We start from the raw sequence: 19,457 nt of genomic DNA, 5'->3' as shown, positions 1-19,457 counted from the left end.
CTTATTTTTCTTTGTCGGCTTGCGTAATGGCCGTGAAGAACAACCAGGAAATAACCAATACGATCAGAAAGTAGATCAAAGAGAATGCCGCTGCGCGACCAAGATCAAACTGCCCTATTGCCATGGTTGTTAACGTTTGGCTCAGAAAGGTTGTGGAGCTTCCAGGGCCACCCCCGGTTAGAACAAACGGCTCAATATAAATCATGAAGCTGTCCATAAATCGCAACAGCACGGCAATGATCAATACGCTTTTCAGGCGCGGGAGCTGGATATAGCGGAACACGGCCCACTTGGAGGCCCGGTCGATTTCCGCCGCCTGGTAAAAGGCCTCGGGAATGGCACGCAGGCCCGAGTAGCAAAGCAAAGCAACCAGTGGGGTCCAGTGCCAGACGTCCATCAGCAGAACCGTCAGCCAAGCGTCCACCGTGTCGCCGGTGTAGTTGTACTCAATGCCAAGCTGGTTAATGCCCCAGCCAAACAGGCCGATATCACCTCGGGCAAAAATCTGCCAGATGGTACCCACTACGTTCCAGGGAATAAGCAACGGAATGGCGATCAGGATAAGACACAGAGAGCCCTTAATACCCGACTTCGGCATCATCAGCGCCACGCCAATACCCAGGGGAATCTGAATCAGCAGAACAGCTCCTGAGAATGCAAACTGCCGGATCAATGAATCCTGCAAGCGCTCATCGGTCAGCACTTCCTTGAACCATTCAGTGCCAACATAAAATGCCTGACCGGGACCGAAGATATCCTGAACCGAGTAGTTGACCACGGTCATCAGGGGTATCAGTGCCGAAAAAGCAACCAGGAGGAATACTGGCAGTACGAGCCACCAGGCTCGGTTATCGGGGATCTTGTTCATCAATGCTGCTCCTGTACCAGGAATTCATCCACATACAGCATTAACCACTGCTTCGGGAACGAAAGGTATATCTGGCTGCCTATGTCGGCTTCAAACTCCTCATTCTGGCGCACCTTCATCTCTTGCTCACCAAGCTGAACCGTTACGTTTTTGTAGGTGCCAAGATCCTCTACATCCAGAACTTGCGCCTCGTAGGTATCATCAGAAGGTATTGGCGAAATCTCGATAAACTCAGGGCGTATGCCGATTTTCACGTTGTCGGATTTCATGCGTCGGAGAATATCGACCTGCCAAGGCACGAGAGGCAACACAGTAGAGCCAAATCCTACACCTCCGGAACATCGCTCAACTTCCACAATGTTCATACCGGGGCTTCCGATAAAGTAACCGACAAACGTATGGTTGGGCGCTTCGAAAAGCTCTGTCGGCGTGCCGAACTGAACGATCTGACCGCCATACATCACTGCGATCTTGTCGGCAAACGTGGATGCCTCAAGCTGATCGTGAGTGACGTACACCATGGTGATATCAAACTGCTCATGGATCTGCTTGAGTTTGCGGCGTAGCTTCCACTTGAGCTGCGGGTCGATAACTGTCAAGGGTTCGTCGAATAGAATCGCTGAGACATCCTCCCGCACCAACCCTCGCCCCATGGACACCTTCTGCTTTTCATCAGCAGTTAGGTTCTTGGCCTTCTTGTAGAGCTTGTCTTCTATCTCAAGCACTTGCGCAATTTCAAGGACACGGGTTTTGATTTTGGATGCAGACACCTTGTTGTTCTTGAGAGGAAAGGCGAGGTTTTCGTAAACAGTCATCGAGTCGTAAACAACAGGAAACTGGAACACTTGCGCGATATTCCTGTCCCGCGGTGACAGTTCGTTAACCCGCTTTCCGTCAAACAGCACGTCTCCTTCAGAAGGTTGAATCAGCCCGGAGATAATGTTCAGCATGGTGCTTTTGCCGCAACCCGAAGGCCCAAGCAACGCATAGGCACCGCCTTGGTGCCAAACGTGGTCAAGCTGGCGAATGGCATAGTCCTCCGGCCCGGTTGGTGTGTCACTGTAACTGTGCGCCAGAGCCTTCAATTGAATTTCTGCCATTAGACAGTCGCTCCCCGAGTCCGGGATGGTGTATGCACCAGTTGCTCGACATTATCGAAGACGAACAGTTTGTGGATCGGCAGGTAAACCTTGACCGGGGCACCGGTGTGGTACTGGTGAACCCCCATCAGTTGCATCACCATCTCGAAATGGCTGTTCTCAACGTGCATGAAGGTTTCAGAACCGCTGATCTCGCTGAGCGCGACCTCCATGGACATCTCAAGGTCGTCATCGTTGGCAGGAACCAGCGCAATGTGGCTGGGGCGAATCCCGAACCAATAGTCACCAGGCGTTAACGTTCGTAATTCCTGGGTCAGTGCGTGGTGAGAATATTCATCAAAGGTAACTTCGGTGTCCGTAACACGACCGCGGATCATGTTCATCGGTGGCTCACTGAACAATTGTGCAGCTAGGGTATTTACCGGTGCACGGTAAACATCCATAACCGGGCCGGTCTGAACAACACGGCCTTCGTGTAATAGGGTTGTCGTGCCACCAAGTGCCAGAGCCTCGTTTGCCTCTGTCGTTGCATAAACTGCAATACACTGGCGTTCCCGAAATAGAGACCTGAGTTCTGCACGTAGCTCTTCCCTCAGCTTGTAATCGAGATTCACCAAGGGCTCATCGAAAAGCACCAGGGTTGCATCCTTTACAAGCGCCCGGGCCATAGCAGTGCGCTGCTGCTGGCCGCCAGACAACTCAAGGGGATAGCGCTTGAGTAGGGGTTCAATCTGCAGCATCGACGCCGTTTCTTTTACCCGACGGTCAATTTCAGACGCCGCCATTTTTGCCAGGCGCAGCGGTGAGGCAATATTTTCGTACACCGTGAGCGTGGGATAGTTAATAAACTGCTGGTAAATCATTGAGATGTTCCGGCGTTGCACGCTTTGCCCGGTAACATCCTCGCCTTTATAGAGCAGACGACCTTGTGTCGGCCTATCTAGGCCGGCCATCAGTCGCATCATCGAGGTTTTACCGGCCAACGTTCGGCCAAGCAGAACATTAAAGGAGCCTGCCTCGAAAGTAAGATTGGCATCCCGCACGTAGTCGACTCCATCGACGGCATGGGAGAGATTCTCCAGTGTTAGGGACATACGCATTCCTTCTTGTTCTTATGGAAACGCATCCGGATCCAAAACGAACACCCGGAATTTCAATTTCACATTCATTAACGCAAAGCCTATACCATCTCTGTTAGAGCCATACGTAGAAACCACTAAAGTACTCATTTAAAGAGCTATTTTATTTCCCTCGCGTTTCTCAATCGAAAATAGCAATGTTCGTTTAACGATACTTTGTTCAGATTGAACATTGACCTGAACACTGTTTGCACAGATGATTGAACAGTTCCCCATCCTCAACTGAACATACACCGCCAAGCACAACCACCAAAAAACATAAAAACGAACACAGAGATGCAACCTGATGAGAAAGAACAAACACCTGGACGATCGGAGCGACGTAGCGAAATCCTGGGAGCGTTGTATCGCTTGGGGCCTCGATCACGAGTATGAGCCAACCCTGCAAAATTTCGACGCTGAGCGGTTGGCGGATTTGAGCCGCCAGCACGATGAATTGCTTTCGAGCACGGAGGCAGAGGTTCTTCCCTATTACCGGAATGTGCTCTCCAATAGCCGGTGCCTGATCCTTCTTGCGAACCAGCACGCCACGGTCTTGAAAATCTGGGGTGACAAGCGCATCACTGAAACCCGTCTGAAACCCTGGTTTCAAGAAGGTTCAAATTGGCAGGAACAGCAGTGCGGCACCAACGCCATAGGTACCGCTGTTGCCACCGGGCGAGCGATCCAGATACAGCGGAACGAGCATTTTCTCAAACTCCACCGGAGCCTCATCGGCTCCGCCGCTCCAATATTTGATGCTAAAAGACAGCTTACCGGTGTACTGAGTGTATTCAGCGATGCCTACCTGCCTCAGGCCCACACGCTTGGCATGGTGCGACTGCTCTCGCAGTCTGTAGAAAACCGGCTGCTCAACCGGCAGTTTGAGTCGGATCACTTTCAGATCACCCTTAACACCACGGCAGACAACTTTGATAGCCCCTGGTCAGGCATTCTTGTATGTGATGATTCGGGCCAGATCGTTGCCAGCAATCAGCGCGCCGATCAGCTGCTGGGCACCCAAACCGCAGGTGCCAAGCTCGACGATTTTTTTAACACTCATCGCAACCATATCCTGGGACACCCGGAACATACCCCAATACAACTCACGACGAAAAGCAGGGTTAGGCTAAGCGCACGTGTTAAGCGACCTTCCTCGAGTAGAAAGACTCCATTAGAGACCGGGGCGAGCCTTCCAGAACCCTTAACTCAAGACAAGCCTTCCGGCTCTACTCGTCTCGAATACGGGGATGCGTCGGTTCGCCGCTGTGCCGAACAAGGTCTGAAAGTTCTCGAACGGGGCGTTCCGGTTCTGATAACCGGCGAGACGGGAGTTGGCAAGGAAGTACTGGTGAATGTTCTGCATAAAGCGACACACCGTCGGAATCAGCCACTGGTCGCAGTGAACTGCGCGGCTATCCCGCCAGAACTCGTGGAATCGGAATTGTTCGGCTACGAAGCGGGTGCGTTTACGGGTGCGCGAGCGCAAGGCTCCCTCGGTTTTATCCGAAAGGCGCACAAAGGCATACTGTTTCTTGATGAAATTGGTGAGATGCCATTGTCCGCGCAGTCGAGGCTACTCCGTGTGTTACAGGAGCGTGTAGTCACCCCCGTGGGAGCCACAGAAAACATTGCTGTGGATATTCTGCTGATCACTGCAACCAACCGTTCTCCTCTATCCAGCATTGAATCCGGACACCTCCGGGCTGACCTTTACTACAGAATCAACGGGCTCTGTATTGAGCTACCGGCGCTTCGAAACCGTACGGACAAACGCAGCCTTATTCAGCATATCTATCGCCAGCATCGGGACCCAGTGCAGAGCAAATCACTGTCACCGAGGGTTCTGTCGACGCTGGAAAACAATCCCTGGCCGGGCAATATCCGACAGCTGGTTAACGTTTTAAGAGTGGCCATCGCCATTGCCGATGGTGATGACGTACAAATATGGCACTTGCCAGCGGACTTCCTGGCCGAGTTTGATCCCACAACTTCCGCTGCATCTGTCAGAACAGTAAATACCGAAGCTTTCGAGGCTATGCCGGAGCAGCCCACGAAGCTGGGTGTTCAGCGCAAAAGCGCTGAACACGACAACCTCACCTATACACTAGCGGTTTATCACAGATGTAAGGGCAACATATCGAGTGCTGCAAAAGAGTTGTTAATCAGTCGAAATACACTATACAAACGGCTCAGGGAGCTGGGGGTTCGTTAATCCCTCTTTCTCGCCTTGGTCTGCGGGCCTCAAAAGTGCGTTTCAAAGTTTACGAACCGCCTGAATCCATCCACCATACAGCTCGTCGCGCTTCTTCTTTGTCATGACTGGCTCAAAGCTTCGGTCACACCGCCACAAACCCGCGAGTTCTTCCAGCGATCCATAAACGCCGGCTTTGAGCCCCGCCAGATACGCCACGCCCAAGGCCGTTGTTTCAACAAGTGTTGGCCTGTCCACGCGTGCGCCAAGGATGTCTGCAAGGAACTGAAGAACCCAATTGTTCGCCACCATACCGCCATCAACACGCAGATTGATCGGGCGAATACCGTCCTTTTCCATAGATTTTTGCAAGTCTTTGGTTTGATAACAGACTGACTGCAGGCCCGCGGTCACGATTTCTTTGATGCCTGTATCTCTGGTCAGGCCAAAAATCGCCCCGCGTGCATCTGGATCCCAGTATGGAGCACCTAGGCCGGTAAAAGCCGGTACAAGATAAACGCCATGATCTATCGGCGTACCTTCTGCCAACGGCTCTGTCTCACTGGCGTTCTGAATCAGTTGAAGGCCATCGCGCAACCACTGAATAGTAGCTCCGGCAACAAAGATACTGCCTTCTATAGCATAGGTAGGCTTGCCATTCAGACGGTAAGCGACCGTCGTGAGCAGTCTATGCTCCGATTTTAGAGCCTTGTCGCCGGTGTTAAGCATCAAAAAGCAGCCGGTTCCATAGGTGCTTTTAGCCATCCCGACTTCAAAACAGGTCTGGCCAAACAGGGCTGCCTGCTGATCGCCTGCCACACCGAGTACGGATACTCCGTTAAGCGCTCCGCCCTCCGTAATTTTTCCAAAATCGTCGGCAGAATCCATAACCTCAGGTAGAAGTGATTCCGGTATGTTGAATAATTCCAGCAGCTCTGGATCCCACTGTTGAGTGTGGATATTGAACAGTAGTGTCCGGCTCGCATTGGTGGCATCCGTTCTATGCTCACGCCCTCCGGTTAGGCGCCAGAGCAGAAAGCTGTCAACCGTTCCGAATGCCAGCTCTCCGCGCTCTGCGCGCGCACGGGTGCCCGGTACGTTCTCCAGAATCCACCGGATTTTGGTGGCGGAAAAGTAAGGGTCGATCAACAGTCCGGTTTTGCTATGAACCCCAGGCTCATGACTCGCGCTTTTAAGTGACTTGCAATATGAGGCCGTACGCCGGTCTTGCCAAACAATCGCATTATAAACCGGCTTTCCGGTAGCCCTGTCCCAGATTATGGTGGTTTCACGCTGGTTGGTGATGCCCACAGCAATCACCTCGTCACCATCTCCGAACTCTTCCGACATCACCGCATCGCAAGTGTGCTTCACTGACGACCAAATATCTTCAGGGTCGTGCTCCACCCAGCCGCTGTCCGGAAAATGCTGAGGGAATTCCTGCTGGCGTGCCGCGTGAATATTGCCTTTCAAATCAAAAAGTATGGCCCGGGAACTGGTGGTTCCCTGGTCAATGGAAAGTAGGTATTGGCTCATGTTGTTTTCGCCCTTGGCTTTCTTATTTGTTCGTATGTTTGCTTTTTTGAACATGAATGCCAAGAAGTTTCTAAAACAACACCAGACAACGAGCGCGCAATCCGCTCAGAAGGCTGCATAAAACGCCGAAAAAGACTAAACTTTACTTTCGCAGAGTTTACAAACGCTCACTATTTCGGATAAGAACAACGACAAGGTCGTTGGAGGGCTATTGAATGGCACAGCGGCGGCGACAGGATCTGATTATGGAACTGATCCAACAGAATGGTTTCGTGACGACCGAGCAGCTTGTAGACCAGTTCAAGGTAACGCCCCAGACGATCCGCAGGGATCTGAATGAGCTCGCAAAAGAGAAGAAACTTCGTCGGCACCACGGCGGCGCCGGAACTGATTCGAGCACAGTGAACACGGCTTATCACGCCAGAAAAATCATGGATTTGGAAGCCAAAGAACGTATCGCCGAAGCCATGGTTGCACTGATTCCAGACAACGCCTCAATGTTCATCAACATAGGCACCACCACTGAAACCATTGCCAAAGCTCTGCTCGCAAAGAACAACTTGCAGATTGTGACCAACAACTTGCATGTCGCGTCCATTCTCTCGGCAAAAGAAGACTTTCACGTAATCATTGCCGGCGGCGAAGTCCGGAGCCGCGATGGTGGCATCGTGGGCGAAGCCACTCGGGATTTTATCAACCAATTCAAAATGGACTTTGGCATCATTGGAATTAGCGGCATCCACAATGATGGCTCGTTGCTTGATTTCGATTATCGGGAAGTCCGCGTGGCGCAAGCTATTATTGCTAATTCCAACCAGGTATTACTCGCCGCGGATCACTCCAAATTCGGTCGCAACGCAATGGTTCGGCTGGGCAGTATTACCCAAGCAGACCATGTATTTACAGACCAGCAGCCTCCGGCGGAAATTTCCCAGCTTCTCAACGAACATAGCGTCAAGCTCCACCTCGTCTAACTGGCCGACCGAGCGCAGAACACTCCCATCGTTTTTGTTTTATACCGCCATTTTCGTTTATTTTCTATATTTTCCTTTACGAATATCTATGTCTTTCGCATACTGCTTCAATAATGCGTTTGAATGCAAAAATGTTCGCATAACAAAAAGCGCCTTTACCCATGGCACCAGGAGATGACCAACAATGACTTTGGAGCAAGAACAGTATGACGTTGTCATCGTTGGCGGCGGAGTCAACGGAACCGGGATAGCAATGGATGCGGCCGGGCGTGGCCTCAAGGTACTGCTCTGCGAAATGAACGACTTGGCTTCTGCAACGTCCTCAAGCAGCAGCAAACTGATTCATGGCGGGCTGCGCTATCTTGAACACTACGAGTTCCGGCTTGTGCAGAAAGCGCTGGCTGAACGTGAGTCCCTTCTCAGAAACTCACCCCATATAATGTGGCCTATGCGCTTCCGTCTCCCTCACCGGCCTCACTTGCGACCGGCTTGGATGATACGTACCGGCTTATTCCTTTATGACCACTTGGCCAAGCGTGAAATTCTACCGAGCTCCAGCTCCATCCGTTTCGACGAAACAGGGCCATTAAAGCCCGATATTACCAAAGGGTTTGAGTACTCTGACGGCTGGGTGGATGACGCTAGGCTGGTTGTGCTGACAGCCAAAAAAGCTCAGCAATTCGGCGCAAAGATCATGACCAGAACCAAATGCGTTAACGCTGAGCGCGGGGATAAGAATTGGAAGGTTACGCTCCGTGACATGGTGAGCGAAGGCGAGAAAACGGTTTTGGCCAGATCTATTGTTAATGCCTCTGGCCCATGGGTGAGCAAGCTATTTGATGAAACACTCTCTATGCCAGCACCCAAGATGATCCGAATGGTCAAAGGCAGCCACATTGTTGTGCCTCGGCTCAACCAGGATCAGGAAGCCTATATTCTGCAGAACGAAGACGAGCGCATTGTGTTTGTAATCCCCTATGAGGATGAGTTCTCCTTGATAGGCACCACAGATGTTGAATACGACGGCGACCCCAAGAAAGCAAAGATATCGCCGGAAGAAACGAAATATTTGTTGGATATTGTTAATGCATACTTCATTCGGCAGCTCACGCCGTCCGATGTAGTGTGGTCCTATTCCGGTGTAAGGCCGCTGATGGATGGCGAGGAAGAGAATGCGCAGAAGGCATCACGTGACTACTCTTTTGAAGTCAACCAGGAGAAAGGCAAGGCACCCTTGATTTCAGTGTTCGGTGGCAAAATCACCACATACCGAAAACTCGCTGAAGCTGCCACGAACAAGCTCTCTCATTTCTTCCCGGACATGAGTGGTCGCTGGACAAAGACAGCGATTTTGCCCGGCGGCGATTTTGATAACCAGGACAACCTTGCAGTAGCGCTCCAACAGGAGTTCCCTTGGTTACCCGAAGCGGTTCTGAGCCGCTATGTGCGGACCTACGGTACGACGTCCCGCGGTATTCTCAGTGGCTGCACCTCAGTGAGTGACCTAGGTGAGCATTTCGCAGGCACGCTTTACGAGAAAGAAGTCCAACACCTTGTGAAAAACGAGTGGGCCATGACCTCCGAAGACATCCTTTGGCGCCGAACTAAGCAGGGGCTCTACGCATCTGACGCACAAACCAAAACACTGGAAACTTACCTTTCGTCTGCTTCGGTCAAAAGCGCGGCAACCCTCTCCTGAAGTTCCGGAATTACCTCGTCCTCAAACCAAGGGTTGCGGCGCAACCAGAGATTGTTGCGCGGGCTGGGATGGGGCATCGGCAGCAAGTCTGGCCAATATTGGCGCCAATTTTCGACGTTTTCCGTCACGGATCTTTTACCGTTTGGAAGGTGCCAAGCATGGGCGTACTGGCCTATAACCAAAGTCAACCCAATATTGGATAATCGATCCAGTAACGCATTGTGCCAAGCAGGTGCGCATTCAGGCCTGGGCGGCAAATCACCGGACTTACCCGTGCCGGGAAAACAGAAACCCATGGGAAGAATGGCGAGGTTGCTGGCATCGTAAAACGTCTCCCACGTCATGCCCATCCACTGACGTAGCCGGTCGCCACTGGGATCGTTGAACGGCAGCCCTGTTTCATGCACACGCCTTCCGGGCGCCTGACTCACCACCAGAATGCGCGACGCCGGTGACAGCTGCACAACCGGTCGTGGTCCGTGGGGCAACGCCTCCGCGCAAATCGTGCAGGCACGTACCTGACGAAGCAGTTCGTCAAAAGGGAGCTTGGCAAGAGTACTCGTCATCGGCTTAACGTCATCCGTGCGATTGCATAAAGGGTAGATTACCGTAACCATATAGCTCAAAAAACAAGGCAGCAAGCGGCTATCGCTCTGCCGCCCCCCCTGTATGACCAGTGTATGACCAGAGGTTACTCATGAACGCAAAAGTAGGCCCCCTCCCCTTGCCGGAGATTGATGTTGAAGAGTTCCGCAAGGTCGTTCGCAGCCGCCGCTCTGTTCGACGCTTCACAGACGAACCCATCCCAGCGCCCGTACTGGAAGACTGCCTTGAACTGGCCACACTGGCACCCAACTCCAGCAACCTGCAGCCGTGGGAGTTTTTTGTGGTTCAAACACCAGAGCTGCGGAGCAAACTCGCCGAAGCCTGCCTGGGCCAGAACGCAGCCACCACCGCCCCGGTATTGATCGTGATTGTTGCGCGCCCGGACACCTGGCGAAAGCACGCCCGACTTGCGCTGGAGGAGTGGCCAAAAGACGAAAAGCTGCCCTCTGTTGTTGAAAAGTACTATAAAAAGATCGCACCCATTCACTACAACCAAGGGCCGTTTGGGCTTCTGGGTGTGGCCAAAAAAACCGCAGGGCTTGTGGTGGGCCTATCTCGCCCTGTTCCCCGTGGGCCATATTCGGTTAATGAAATGAAGGTCTGGGCTACCAAATCTACGGCATTGGCGGCGCAAAACCTCATGCTCGCCTTGCGCGCCCACGGTTACGATTCTTGTCCGATGGAAGGATTGGACGAATGCCGGGTGAGAAAGCTCTTAAACCTACCCCGCAAAGGCCTTGTCACCATGGTTCTTGCGGCGGGCCGGCGAGCAGATAACGGTGTTTATAACCGCCAGTACAGGTTCGATCAAAAAGACCTAATCCACTACCTGTGAAATCCATGTGAGGCATTAACTGCTAGGGCTATGCCTCATGATTCCAGAAAAAGCTGGCGCCTTCTTCCGGCGTGCTCGTCGCGCGCCGCATCCAGCCAAACAGCTCTCGGCCATAGCCATTATGATAGCCGGACAAATCCGGCTTGGCCGGCTCACGCTCCGCAAACTCTGCCGTATTCACAACAATAGATAAGGTGCCTTGATCGGCATCTATGCATATCAGGTCGCCATCGCGAACCCTAGCAAGAGATCCGCCATCGAGAGCTTCCGGGTAAACGTGAATCGCCGCAGGTACTTTGCCCGACGCGCCCGACATCCTGCCATCGGTAACCAGCCCAACTTTATACCCCCGATCCTGCAGCACTCCAAGATACGGCGTCAGCTTGTGCAGCTCTGGCATTCCGTTGGATCTCGGCCCTTGAAAACGAACAACAACCACACAGTCTTTATCTAATTCACCAGCATCAAAAGCCGACTTAAGTTCGTTCTGGTCATTGAAAACCACGGCCGGCGCTTCGATTCTGTGATGTTCGGGGGCAACCGCAGACACCTTGATCACGCCTCGGCCGAGGTTGCCATCCAATACCTTGAGGCCGCCGTCAGGGGCAAAAGGCTCAGACGCGCTACTTAATACGTCCGGGCGCAGGCTTTTCTCCGGCGCAGGCTGCCAAACCAATCTGCCATCGTTGAGCGTGGGCATGTGCGTGTAGCGTTCTAGCCCGTGCCCGACAACCGTCTCCACATCTCCGTGCAGGTAGCCGCCCGCAAGCAGCTCGCGAATCAGGAATGGCGTGCCGCCTGCTTCGTGAAAAGTATTCACATCCTCATCGCCATTGGGATAGATGCGGGTCATCGATGGCACTACGGATGACAGTTCAGCGTAATCGTTCCAATCGATGATAATGCCTGCGGCCCGGGCAATCGCAACCCAGTGCAGCGTGTGGTTGGTGGAGCCGCCGGTTACCAGAAGTGCCACCAGCGCATTCACAATGCTTTTCTCGTTAACCATATCCCCAAGGCCAAGCTCTCCGCCCTGAGGCTTAGATAACCGGATGACCTGTTCCGTTGCCGCGCGAGTCAGCTGATCTCTCAACGGCGTGTTCGGGTTAACAAACCCTGCGCCCGGCATATGCAGCCCCATGACTTCAACCAGCAGTTGGTTGCTGTTGGCCGTACCGTAAAATGTGCAGGTGCCTGGGCTGTGATAGGACTTGCTCTCGGCCTCCAGCAGCTCGTCTTTCTCGATTTTTCCCTCCGCATACAGTTGCCGAATACGCTGCTTTTCCTTGTTCGGAAGACCCGACGGCATAGGCCCGGCAGGTATCAAAACAGCAGGCAGATACCCGAAGCTGAGCGCACCAATCAATAAACCCGGAACAATCTTGTCGCAAATGCCCAACAGCAGCGTGGCATCAAACATGTTGTGGCTCAGGGCCACCGCAGTGCTCATGGCGATGGTGTCCCGTGAGAACAGGCTGAGCTCCATGCCCGGCTGCCCCTGGGTTACTCCGTCACACATGGCGGGCGTACCACCGGCAAACTGGGCTACGGAACCCATGCCATGAGCGGCCTCACGAATAATGTCGGGAAAATTGGCATAGGGCTGATGTGCCGAGAGCATGTCGTTGTATGCCGAAACCATGGCCACATTGGCTTTGTTCATCAGCTTCAGGGTGTTTTTGTCATCCTGATTACAAGCGGCAAAGCCGTGGGCAAGATTACCGCAAGAGAGCGCACCTCGGTGCGGCGAGCGGGTTTTCAGCTCGTTCATGCGGCCAAGGTATTCCTGCCGGTGTGTACGACTGCGATCGGTAATTCGCTGGGTAACAGCGTGGATAGTCGGGTGCATGTTGGGCTCCTGTTCCTGTTTGTTGTTCAATTACACTGAATAATGCGTATTTTTACTTTCTTTTTTCGTTTTATAACGTTAATTAATTCATATTTCTGTATTATTTTGTTATATTTACTACATCTTCAATAGAGTACGAACAAAAACATTCAGATCAGGAGTCAGAGTATGGCAATTCGTATCGCAATTAACGGTTTTGGGCGGATTGGCCGCAACACACTGCGCGCACTTTATGAAAATAACTACCGTGAGCAATTGCAGGTGGTCGCCATTAACGATCTGGGCGACGCAGAAACCAACGCCCACCTCCTTAAGTATGACAGTGTTCACGGGCGATTTAATGCTGACGTCAGCCACGATGCCGAATCTCTCAGCGTAAATGGCGATCGGATCGTAATCACTGCAATGCCCAATCCAGAAGAATTACCTTGGAATGACCTGAATGTTGACGTGGTCTTTGAGTGCACGGGGTTATTTACGGAACGGGCAAAAGCGGAAGCCCACCTGAAGGCTGGAGCGCGCAAAGTTATTATTTCGGCGCCCAGCCCCGATGCTGATGCCATGGTGGTTTATGGCGTGAACCACAAAATGCTGTCAGCAAAGCACGACATTATTTCCAGCGCATCCTGCACAACAAACTGCCTTGCACCCGTTGCGGAGGCCCTGCACAAAGCGGTTGGTATCGAAAGCGGGTTAATGACAACGATTCACTCCTACACCAACGATCAGACTTTAAGCGATGTTTACCACTCGGATCTGTACCGCGCCCGCTCCGCAACGCAATCGATGATTCCAACCCAAACTGGCGCGGCCGCGGCCATTGGCAAGATCATTCCCGAGCTTGAAGGAAAGCTGGATGGCTTGGCCGTTCGCGTCCCGACTATCAACGTCTCGCTGGTAGATTTTAGCTTTATAGCCAGCCGGGACACATCTGTTGACGAGATCAATACAGCAGTAAAAATGGCTGCAGAATCAAACCCTGTATTGGGTTACAACGTCGAAAAGCTGGTCAGCGTAGACTTCAACCACAACGCTCTCTCCAGCATTTTCGACGCAAACCACACTCGCGTGCTCGGCCGTCATGTAAAGGTAATGGTCTGGTACGATAATGAATGGGGATTCTCGAACCGGATGCTAGATAATACGCTTGCGTTGATGAAAGCCAGTCAATAAAACCGGTCGACCTGAAACAGCTCGCTGATTTACACGCGACTAAGCCGAACAACCAAAGGACACGAAATATGCTCAGGCGTACCAAGATTGTCGCCACGCTAGGCCCTGCTACTGACTCCCCCGAATCTCTGGCCGCAATAATCGCAGCCGGTGTTGATGTTGCCCGGCTCAACTTTTCTCACGGCAGCGCTGAAGATCACATTGACCGCGCGCGTCGGGTGCGCGAGGCGGCCGCAGCTCAGGGGCGCTTTGTTGCCCTGCTGGCAGATCTACAAGGCCCCAAACTTCGCATTGCCCGCTTCGCCGGCAACAAAGTTATCCTAAGCGCAGGTCAGACCTTTGTTCTGGATGCCTCGATGGACAAGGAAGCTGGAACCCAGGAGCGGGTGGGCATCGATTATGAGCAGCTGATTGATGATGTAAAACCCGGTGACATCCTGGTTTTGGATGACGGCCGCATCGAAATGGAAGTGAAGTCTGTTGACGACCACAGCATCACATCTACGATTCTGATTGGCGGCCCACTGTCCAACAACAAGGGCCTGAACAAGCGTGGTGGCGGCCTGTCTGCCGATGCGCTTACTGAGAAAGACAAACAGGACATAGTGACCGCTGCCCGCCTTGGAGCCGATTACGTTGCCGTCTCTTTTGTTCGCACCGCTGATGATATGCACACAGCTCGCCGGCTGCTGAAGGAAGCTGGCTCCAGCGCGGGGCTCGTCGCAAAAATTGAGCGCGCAGAGCTAGCCCATAATATGGAAGCACTGGATGCAGTGATTGAGGCGTCTGATACGGTGATGGTGGCCCGTGGTGACCTGGCCGTTGAGATTGGCGATGCGGAGCTTGTGGGCGTGCAGAAACACATTATTTCCCGCGCCAGGGTTCTTAACCGTGCGGTGATTACAGCCACCCAGATGATGGAGTCGATGATTACCAGCCCCATGCCTACTCGGGCTGAGGTGTCTGATGTGGCAAACGCTGTTATGGATTACACAGACGCCGTTATGCTATCTGCAGAAACAGCCGTGGGTGACTACCCGGTGGAAGCAGTGGAAGCGATGGTGCGTATTTGTATAGGTGCGGAGAAGCAGCCATCCATGCACCAGTCGAAACACCGGATTCACGAAAGCATGGAGCAGGTTGACGAGGCGGTTGCCCTCTCCGCCATGTACGCAGCGAATCACCTGAATGGCGTGTCGGCTATTATCTGTATGACCGAGACGGGCGAGACACCCCGGCTGATGTCCCGCATCAAATCTAGCCTGCCGATTTTTGCATTTTCTCGGCACCATTCCACTCAGCACCGGGTTGTGATGTACCGAGGCGTTCAAACGGTTCCGTTTGATTCTGCGCAGATTCCAAATGAGCAGACCAATGCCCAGGCGGTATCTCAGCTTGTGGGCCGCAAGGTGGTCAGTGAAGGGGATCTGGTTGTTATCACCAAAGGTGATTACGCCAATGCCCAAGGGGGAACCAATTCCATGAAAATTGTCCGGGTTGGATCAGATATCAGCTGATATCCGAGAGGCTACCCGCCGCAATTTCAGTGATCCTAGCCCAGTCTTTCGTCGCAACGACCTCGTCAGGCGTCAGCCAGCTGCCCCCTACCGTTTGTACATTGCTCAGGGCTAGGTAGTCTCTGGCTGTTTCGCGGCGAATGCCGCCGGTCGGGCAAAAGGTGACATCGGGGAACGGGCCATTAAGGGCCTTGAGGGCACGAGTTCCACCCGCCACTTCTGCTGGAAAAAACTTGAACTCGCGGTAGCCAAGGCCATATCCCAGAAGCAGCTCTGAGGCTGTTGAAACACCTGGCAAAAGAGGTGCTTCGGAGGTTAACGAGAACTCAAGAAGCGCTTCAGTAAGGCCGGGGGTGACGATAAACTGGGCTCCAGCCGCTTCTGCCTGGCGGTATTGGGCAAGACTGGTCACGGTTCCGGCGCCAACCCAAGCTTCCGGGAGGGCTTCGCGCACGCTTTTGATCGCTTTAAGCCCATGCTCCGTACGCAGGGTTATTTCCATCACGCGAATCCCACCATCAAACAGCGCCTGACAAAGCGGTACCGCATCGTCGGCGTGCTTTATGGTGATAACAGGCATCAATAGTGAAGCACTCAGAACCGATCTGATGCGGTCGCGATGAAATCCGGATAACTGGGTCATTGTTTACTCCAGAAAATCTGCAGGCCAGGTTTAAGAAAACCGCGTACAGGCATAGTGAGCAGGTCGTCCGGCTGGCTCAACGCCCGCTTTAGTGTATCCAGTTTGTCGCTTCCTTTGAGATGCAGTGCCGTGAAGCGAGCTTCCCGCATCAGTGCATAGGTTAGCGTAATTCGCTGTTGCGTTTGGGATGGCGGCGTCATGGCCGCCAGGGTTTCCGGGTTTCCCGGATCCATAGCATGCGCAAGTTCCGGGGCGTCAGGGAACAGAGACGCAGTGTGGCCATCATTGCCCATTCCCAGAATCAGCACATCCAACGGGCGCGTTAACCTCGCAAGCTCCGCTTGGGCTGCACTCAGGCCTTCATCGGGGGTAGCGCCTTTATGCTTCAGCGATAGATACCGTGCGGCCGCTGCGTTATTCCGAAGCAGGTTCTCTTTTACGAGTTTGGTGTTGCTGGCCCCATTGGCTTCATCTACCCAGCGCTCGTCTACCAGTAGAACATCCACCCTGCTCCATTCCAGCTGCTTGCGCGACAAGGCCTGAAAAAACGGCACCGGCGTGGAGCCCCCAGAAACCGCGAGGCTCGCACTTTGCGCACTCTGAAGGCGGCTCCTTAGGAACTCCGCGACTGTGTCCGCGAGCGCCAGCGCAACCTGTTGCGGCGATTCTCCAAAATGCGCCTCTATCCCCTTTGGCAAATCCACTTCAGGCGTCTTCATACCAGCCCCTTCCATCACGGGTAATCATTGCAATGGATGCAACCGGCCCCCAGGTGCCAGCGGCGTAACGCTTGGGCGGATGACCGCCATCGCTCCAGTTCTGAATAACCCGGTCAACCCAGCGCCAAGCATGCTCCACTTCATCACGCCGCACAAACAGGTACTGATTACCTTTCATGACTTCCCAAAGTAGGCGCTCATAAGCATCGGGGATGCGCTCGGTTTCGAAGGCTTCTGAAAACGTCAGCTCAAGCGGCCCTTGGCGTAGCCGCATGCCTTTGTGCAAGCCCTGATCCTTGGTTAGTATCTTAAGAGACATGCCTTCATCCGGCTGCAGCCGGATAATCAGCTTGTTGTTCGCCAGATGCTTCTGATCCTGGTCAAAAATATAATGGGGAGCCGGCTTAAAGTGGATAATAATCTGGGACAGCTTTTCCGGAAGGCGCTTACCGGTGCGGATATAAAATGGCACGCCAGACCAGCGCCAGTTGTCGATTTCTACTTTCAACGCCACAAAGGTTTCTGTTTCGCTTCTCTTATTCGCGTCGTCTTCTTCCAGATAGCCGGAAACCGACTCCCCCATGCTGGTGCCCGCGGTGTACTGGCCCCGTACCACGTGACTTTCCATCATGTCCGGAGTAATTGTGCGCAGCGCTTTGAGTACTTTTACCTTTTCATCACGAATACTGTCGGCAGACAAATCTGTGGGCGGATCCATGGCAATCAGGCACAACAACTGAAGCATGTGGTTTTGTATCATGTCGCGGATTTGCCCGGCTTTATCAAAATAGCCCCAGCGGCCTTCAATACCCACGCTCTCTGCAACGGATATTTCCACGTGAGAAATATGATTCTGATCCCACTGAGATGCGAACAGATTGTTGGCGAAGCGCAATGCGATCAGGTTCTGAACGGTTTCCTTGCCCAGATAATGATCGATCCGAAAGAGCTGGCTTTCATCATAGACCTCCCCAAGCTCATCATTTATCACACGAGACGATTCAAGGTCGTGACCAATGGGCTTTTCAACAACAACCCGCGTCTTTTCGGTGCAACAACTGGATGACCGGAGATTGCGGGCAATGACACCGTACATACTGGGCGGACAAGCCATATAAACAATCAGTTCATTGCTGTGCTCATCACGCCAATCATTGAGAACCTGAAACCCTTCGCTGTCCCGAAAATCCAGAACCTGATATTCAACCCTCTGCAGAAAGGCCTCTGCCAAAGAGCGATCAAACTCATCAGGTTTTACGTGCTGCTCCAAACTGTTCAACAACTGTTTGCGAACAGCCGTGGTGTCCGTGTCTTGCCGCGCAAGCGCCAGTATTTTACTGCCATCAGCCAAAAGGCCGGCTCTCTCCAGCTGATAAAAAGCCGGAAACAGCTTTCGTTGGGCCAAGTCACCCAGAGCGCCAAACAGCATAATGTCGCAACGGGTCGTGATCTTGTTGACCATTGGATTCATCTCTCCGGAGAACCAGGCAACGACAGACGCGCCTGCATTCGGTTTAAAATGTAGTAATTATATTTAAATAATGACACCGAGCTCAGATCAATCCAAGTGGAATCCCTGAGATTGATACGTTTACTACCCAAAATACGGTAAAATCACGGTATAATCAGTTCATATTCAATAATGATTCCACCCAGAATTCAGGGAGTAGTTTGATGGCCGCAAATCGGGCGCATCGTGATGACAATTTGCTTGAGGATATTCAATCCCGGCTGGAGACTCTGAACAAGTCAGAACGTAAGGTGGCGGAGGCTATCCTGCGCGACCCGAGTGCCGCCACCCGGTACAGCATTGCGGCTTTGGCCCGGGCTTCCAACGTCAGCGAGCCGACCGTCAACCGATTTTGTCGGGGCTTCTCGGCCACGGGCTTCCCAGATTTCAAAATCCGCCTTGCCCAGAGCATCGCCACCGGCACACCCTATATTGGCCAAAACATCGAGCCTGACGACACAGTTGCAGAGTTTGCTGACAAAATCATGCTGAGCACGATGTCCAATCTCGACAAAGCTCGTCAGGCATTGGATCCCCAGGCATTAGCAACGGCCATCGACTATCTGATTCAGGCAAAACAAATCAACTTTTTTGGCATGGGAGGCTCCGCGTCTGTGGCGCTTGATGCCCAGCACAAGTTTTTCCGTTTTAACATTCCGGTCATGTCTTATGACGACGCCCTGATGCAGCGAATGGTCGCTGCGGGCGCGAGTGTAGGGGATGTCATTGTGATGATCTCTTATACTGGGCGCACCAGAGAAACCGTCGATATTGCCCGCATTGCTCGGGATAACGGCGCCACCGTGATTGGCATCACAACGCCGAACTCCCCGCTTTCGGAGGTCTGCACAACGGCGCTGGAAGTCACAGCCCCAGAGGATATCGAGGTCTATATGCCCATGTCATCCAGAATCATCCACCTGACAATTATCGATATACTGGCCACGGGAGTCACGCTAAAACGCGGCGCAGATTTTCTTGGGCACCTCAAGAAAATCAAAGACAGCCTGATACCTACCCGGTTCCCATCAACTCCTGACTGAAAGCGCGCCTTACCAAAGGCAATAAAAAACCCGGACAACACGTGAAGTTGCCCGGGTTTTTTATTTCAGCGCT

The 19,457-nt window shown here is 52.9% G+C and carries 16 protein-coding genes; 7 read left to right on the top strand and 9 right to left on the bottom strand.

The features are described 5' to 3' along the window. Position 1: 1 nt before the first annotated feature. From CPH80_RS02740 to CPH80_RS02730, 3 genes are read right to left on the bottom strand one after another with little or no spacing between them, the layout of a single operon-like run. Positions 2–868, bottom strand: a complete 867-nt coding sequence (locus CPH80_RS02740; protein WP_096275504.1) for a carbohydrate ABC transporter permease — start codon at positions 866–868, stop codon at positions 2–4. Next, positions 868–1,968 carry an ABC transporter ATP-binding protein gene (locus CPH80_RS02735; RefSeq protein ID WP_096275503.1) on the bottom strand — a complete coding sequence of 367 codons (1,101 nt, stop codon included), beginning with the start codon at positions 1,966–1,968 and terminating at the stop codon, positions 868–870. The genes CPH80_RS02740 and CPH80_RS02735 overlap by 1 nt, the downstream gene beginning before the upstream one ends. Further along, positions 1,968–3,062 (bottom strand): ABC transporter ATP-binding protein, encoded by a 1,095-nt coding sequence (locus tag CPH80_RS02730; RefSeq protein WP_096275502.1) that lies wholly within the window; start codon positions 3,060–3,062, stop codon positions 1,968–1,970. Before CPH80_RS02730 ends, CPH80_RS02735 begins: the two co-directional genes overlap by 1 nt. Before the next feature lie 331 nt (positions 3,063–3,393). Between CPH80_RS02730 and CPH80_RS02725 the strand changes: the two genes are divergently transcribed. Continuing rightward, positions 3,394–5,301 carry a sigma-54-dependent Fis family transcriptional regulator gene (locus tag CPH80_RS02725; RefSeq protein WP_096275501.1) on the top strand — a complete coding sequence of 636 codons (1,908 nt, stop codon included), beginning with the start codon at positions 3,394–3,396 and terminating at the stop codon, positions 5,299–5,301. A gap of 42 nt (positions 5,302–5,343) precedes the next feature. Here CPH80_RS02725 and glpK read toward each other — a convergent pair whose 3' ends face one another. Then, complete coding sequence (glpK, locus tag CPH80_RS02720) at positions 5,344–6,816, bottom strand: glycerol kinase GlpK (protein ID WP_096281339.1); 1,473 nt, start codon at positions 6,814–6,816, stop codon at positions 5,344–5,346. A 215-nt stretch (positions 6,817–7,031) separates the two neighbouring features. On the opposite strand from glpK, the gene CPH80_RS02715 reads away from it, so the two are divergent. Continuing rightward, positions 7,032–7,790: a DeoR/GlpR family transcriptional regulator gene (locus tag CPH80_RS02715; RefSeq protein ID WP_096275500.1), complete on the top strand. Its 759-nt coding sequence runs from the start codon at positions 7,032–7,034 to the stop codon at positions 7,788–7,790. A gap of 184 nt (positions 7,791–7,974) precedes the next feature. Next, complete coding sequence (gene glpD, locus CPH80_RS02710) at positions 7,975–9,489, top strand: glycerol-3-phosphate dehydrogenase (protein ID WP_096275499.1); 1,515 nt, start codon at positions 7,975–7,977, stop codon at positions 9,487–9,489. Here the strand turns inward: glpD and CPH80_RS02705 are convergent. Further along, the gene (locus tag CPH80_RS02705; protein ID WP_096275498.1) at positions 9,444–10,055 is read right to left on the bottom strand and encodes a uracil-DNA glycosylase family protein; all 612 of its coding nucleotides are present in this window, start codon (positions 10,053–10,055) and stop codon (positions 9,444–9,446) included. The two genes, glpD and CPH80_RS02705, sit on opposite strands and share 46 nt — an antisense overlap. A gap of 131 nt (positions 10,056–10,186) precedes the next feature. On the opposite strand from CPH80_RS02705, the gene CPH80_RS02700 reads away from it, so the two are divergent. Next, complete coding sequence (locus CPH80_RS02700; protein ID WP_096275497.1) at positions 10,187–10,930, top strand: nitroreductase family protein; 744 nt, start codon at positions 10,187–10,189, stop codon at positions 10,928–10,930. Between the two features lie 28 nt (positions 10,931–10,958). Here the strand turns inward: CPH80_RS02700 and edd are convergent, their stop codons facing one another. Next, positions 10,959–12,779, bottom strand: coding sequence for a phosphogluconate dehydratase (edd, locus tag CPH80_RS02695; protein ID WP_096275496.1), 1,821 nt, complete (start codon positions 12,777–12,779; stop codon positions 10,959–10,961). 168 nt (positions 12,780–12,947) lie between these two features. Here edd and gap point away from each other — a divergent pair, with 168 nt between their 5' ends. Both gap and pyk read left to right on the top strand, forming a co-directional pair. Next, positions 12,948–13,952, top strand: coding sequence for a type I glyceraldehyde-3-phosphate dehydrogenase (gene gap, locus CPH80_RS02690; protein WP_096275495.1), 1,005 nt, complete (start codon positions 12,948–12,950; stop codon positions 13,950–13,952). Positions 13,953–14,020: 68 nt separating this feature from the next. Further along, a complete protein-coding gene (gene pyk / locus CPH80_RS02685) occupies positions 14,021–15,469 on the top strand; it encodes a pyruvate kinase (protein ID WP_096275494.1) in 1,449 nt (482 codons plus the stop codon). Here pyk and CPH80_RS02680 read toward each other — a convergent pair. From CPH80_RS02680 to zwf, 3 genes are read right to left on the bottom strand one after another with little or no spacing between them, the layout of a single operon-like run. Continuing rightward, positions 15,462–16,112, bottom strand: coding sequence for a bifunctional 4-hydroxy-2-oxoglutarate aldolase/2-dehydro-3-deoxy-phosphogluconate aldolase (locus CPH80_RS02680; RefSeq protein WP_096275493.1), 651 nt, complete (start codon positions 16,110–16,112; stop codon positions 15,462–15,464). The two genes, pyk and CPH80_RS02680, sit on opposite strands and share 8 nt — an antisense overlap. After that, positions 16,109–16,831, bottom strand: coding sequence for a 6-phosphogluconolactonase (gene pgl / locus CPH80_RS02675; protein WP_096275492.1), 723 nt, complete (start codon positions 16,829–16,831; stop codon positions 16,109–16,111). The genes CPH80_RS02680 and pgl overlap by 4 nt, the downstream gene beginning before the upstream one ends. Then, complete coding sequence (zwf, locus tag CPH80_RS02670; RefSeq protein ID WP_096275491.1) at positions 16,818–18,293, bottom strand: glucose-6-phosphate dehydrogenase; 1,476 nt, start codon at positions 18,291–18,293, stop codon at positions 16,818–16,820. The genes pgl and zwf overlap by 14 nt, the downstream gene beginning before the upstream one ends. Before the next feature lie 212 nt (positions 18,294–18,505). Between zwf and hexR the strand changes: the two genes are divergently transcribed. Continuing rightward, positions 18,506–19,384, top strand: coding sequence for a transcriptional regulator HexR (gene hexR, locus CPH80_RS02665; protein WP_096275490.1), 879 nt, complete (start codon positions 18,506–18,508; stop codon positions 19,382–19,384). The last annotated feature ends 73 nt before the right edge of the window (positions 19,385–19,457 follow it).

This window comes from Marinobacter sp. LV10R510-11A, assembly GCF_900215155.1.
Classification (GTDB): Bacteria; Pseudomonadota; Gammaproteobacteria; order Pseudomonadales; family Oleiphilaceae; genus Marinobacter.
The sequence above is the reverse complement of the archived record's forward strand: the minus strand, read 5'-3'. Positions and strand labels throughout refer to the sequence as shown.

What these genes read in the sequence shown, in the direction of transcription:
- pyk (WP_096275494.1), top strand. Translation starts at nt 14,021, where the DNA reads ATGCTCAGGCGTACCAAGATTGTCGCCACGCTAGGCCCTGCTACTGAC.
- CPH80_RS02700 (WP_096275497.1), top strand. Translation starts at nt 10,187, where the DNA reads ATGAACGCAAAAGTAGGCCCCCTCCCCTTGCCGGAGATTGATGTTGAA.
- CPH80_RS02680 (WP_096275493.1), bottom strand. Translation starts at nt 16,112, where the DNA reads ATGACCCAGTTATCCGGATTTCATCGCGACCGCATCAGATCGGTTCTG.
- edd (WP_096275496.1), bottom strand. Translation starts at nt 12,779, where the DNA reads ATGCACCCGACTATCCACGCTGTTACCCAGCGAATTACCGATCGCAGT.
- glpK (WP_096281339.1), bottom strand. Translation starts at nt 6,816, where the DNA reads ATGAGCCAATACCTACTTTCCATTGACCAGGGAACCACCAGTTCCCGG.
- zwf (WP_096275491.1), bottom strand. Translation starts at nt 18,293, where the DNA reads ATGGTCAACAAGATCACGACCCGTTGCGACATTATGCTGTTTGGCGCT.
- gap (WP_096275495.1), top strand. Translation starts at nt 12,948, where the DNA reads ATGGCAATTCGTATCGCAATTAACGGTTTTGGGCGGATTGGCCGCAAC.
- glpD (WP_096275499.1), top strand. Translation starts at nt 7,975, where the DNA reads ATGACTTTGGAGCAAGAACAGTATGACGTTGTCATCGTTGGCGGCGGA.
- pgl (WP_096275492.1), bottom strand. Translation starts at nt 16,831, where the DNA reads ATGAAGACGCCTGAAGTGGATTTGCCAAAGGGGATAGAGGCGCATTTT.
- CPH80_RS02730 (WP_096275502.1), bottom strand. Translation starts at nt 3,062, where the DNA reads ATGTCCCTAACACTGGAGAATCTCTCCCATGCCGTCGATGGAGTCGAC.
- CPH80_RS02715 (WP_096275500.1), top strand. Translation starts at nt 7,032, where the DNA reads ATGGCACAGCGGCGGCGACAGGATCTGATTATGGAACTGATCCAACAG.
- hexR (WP_096275490.1), top strand. Translation starts at nt 18,506, where the DNA reads ATGGCCGCAAATCGGGCGCATCGTGATGACAATTTGCTTGAGGATATT.
- CPH80_RS02705 (WP_096275498.1), bottom strand. Translation starts at nt 10,055, where the DNA reads ATGACGAGTACTCTTGCCAAGCTCCCTTTTGACGAACTGCTTCGTCAG.
- CPH80_RS02740 (WP_096275504.1), bottom strand. Translation starts at nt 868, where the DNA reads ATGAACAAGATCCCCGATAACCGAGCCTGGTGGCTCGTACTGCCAGTA.
- CPH80_RS02735 (WP_096275503.1), bottom strand. Translation starts at nt 1,968, where the DNA reads ATGGCAGAAATTCAATTGAAGGCTCTGGCGCACAGTTACAGTGACACA.
- CPH80_RS02725 (WP_096275501.1), top strand. Translation starts at nt 3,394, where the DNA reads ATGAGAAAGAACAAACACCTGGACGATCGGAGCGACGTAGCGAAATCC.